The organism is Isoptericola sp. NPDC060257, from assembly GCF_042726645.1.
Classification (GTDB): domain Bacteria; phylum Actinomycetota; class Actinomycetes; order Actinomycetales; family Cellulomonadaceae; genus Isoptericola; species Isoptericola nanjingensis.
The window spans coordinates 1-1,826 of the sequence record NZ_JBHXAW010000463.1 but is presented as its reverse complement, the minus strand read 5'-3'; the positions used below and the strand labels follow the sequence as shown (position 1 = coordinate 1,826).

Below are 1,826 nucleotides of genomic sequence, written 5' to 3'. Positions count from 1 at the left end.
ACCGCGGTGAGCCGCTCGTCGGACGACTCCCCGGAGGCCGTCATTCTGCTCGAACTGCATGCCATGCAGGTGCGCTACCAGCTGCGCCACAGCCCCGAGAACCGACTCTCGCGACCGCGGACGGCCAGGCGATTCGTCTGATTCGGTGTGTTCCTCCGGGCTTGCGCCCCTCGGAACGTCGATATCTTAGGCAGACTTCGGGCCAGGTTCCAAATTCCAGTCCGGCCCCGCCTGCCAGCGGTCCAGGGGGTACCCCGCGCCCACGTTGTGCGCCACGAGGCGCCAGGCCGGCACGGCCCCCTCCCCCGCACGGTGCAGGTGCGACCAGTGCACGTTGTGCATGCCCGACAGCCCGCGCCAGGTGGCCGGGTCGAGCCCGAGCAGCGCCGTCACCGCCAGCGAGATGGCGGCCCCGTGCGACACGACGACGAGCGTCGCGTCGTCGTCCAGGTCCGCGGCGTGCTCGGCCACGGCCTCGGCCATGCGCTGCGCGACCGCCGCCTTCGTCTCGGCCCCCGCGCCCACGGGTTCGGCGCCGAGGCGCCAGGCCGCGTACTCCTCGGGCCAGCGCTCCTGCAGCTCGGCGCCCGTGAGGCCCTCCCAGTCGCCGAAGCCGCGCTCGCGCAGGCGCTCGTCCGTGACCAGGGGCTCCCCGCCGAGCGCGTCCGCGTAGGCGTTCGCCGTCTCGACGGCGCGGCCCAGGTCGGACGACACGATGCGCGTCGCACGGTGCGACGACGCGAGCGCGGAGCCGCCCTCCGCGGCCTGCCAGCGCCCGACCTCGTCGAGCGGGATGTCGATCTGCCCCTGCAGCCGCAGGGAGGCGTTGTAGGCGGTGCGGGCGTGCCGCAGCAGGACGACGGTGCCGGCCGTCACCGCTCGTCGCCCGCGAGCCGGATCGCTCCGTCGCCCCCGCCGTCGCCGTACTCGGCGGCGGCCGCCGCGCCGTCGCCGCCGCGCGCGTCCTCCGGCAGCTCGACCGCCGGGCAGTCCTTCCACAGGCGCTCGAGCGCGTAGTACACGCGGTCCTCGGCGTGCTGCACGTGGACGACGACCTCGCCGAAGTCGAGCAGCACCCACCGCGCCTGCGCCTTGCCCTCGCGGCGGATCGGCTTGGACCCGGCGAGGAACATCGCCTCCTCGACGGCGTCCACGATGGCAGAGACCTGCCGCTCGTTCGTGCCCGAGGCGATGAGGAACACGTCGGTGAGCACCAGCTGGTCGCTCACGTCCAGCGCGATGATCTCCTGCGCCTTGCGGTCCGAGGCGGCCCGAGCGGCGACGACCGCCAGCTCGACGGCGCGGGGGCTGGCGGTCATGCAGCGGCTCCGGGGTGCTCGTACGGGAGGACGACGCTCGCGGGCGCGGCGCCGTCGGTCGTGAAGTCCTGGGCGCCGTTGTCCCCGAGCAGCAGCTTCCAGACCAGGAGCCCCAGCACGAACGCGACGACCACGAGGACGATGTAGTGCAGCCAGGTGTAGGACGCCTCGGGCTCGTCCCAGTCCTCGTCGTCGTCCTCGTCGTCCAGCGGCGCGGCCGAGCGCGCCCGGACGGGCTGCTCCGACGCGACCAGCGCGTCGAACGGGGACGCGGCGGGTCGCTCCGGCGCGGCCGCCGGCTGCGCGGCCCCCGCCGAGGTGCGGGACGGCGGCACGGACGCGGGCCGTTCGGTGGCCGGGCTGGCCCAGGGCAGCGGGGGTGCCGCCGACGCGGGGGCGGCGGTCGGCGCCGGGCTCGGGGCCGCCTGCGCGGGCGGCGCAGACACCGGGGCCGACGTGGCACCGAACGGCGAGGAGGTGCCCGTCGTCGCGAACGGGGAACGACGG

At 75.3% G+C, this 1,826-nt stretch carries 2 protein-coding genes and 1 pseudogene; all 3 read right to left on the bottom strand.

The features are described from left to right. Window positions 1–186: 186 nt before the first annotated feature. Complete coding sequence (locus tag ACFWEK_RS21320; RefSeq protein ID WP_430555339.1) at window positions 187–876, bottom strand: histidine phosphatase family protein; 690 nt, start codon at window positions 874–876, stop codon at window positions 187–189. Beyond that, complete coding sequence (gene rsfS, locus ACFWEK_RS21315; protein ID WP_430545659.1) at window positions 873–1,319, bottom strand: ribosome silencing factor; 447 nt, start codon at window positions 1,317–1,319, stop codon at window positions 873–875. The genes ACFWEK_RS21320 and rsfS overlap by 4 nt, the downstream gene beginning before the upstream one ends. Further along, a pseudogene (locus tag ACFWEK_RS21310) lies at window positions 1,316–1,826 on the bottom strand (hypothetical protein); the annotation flags it as partial. The pseudogene ACFWEK_RS21310 and the gene rsfS, both read right to left, overlap by 4 nt.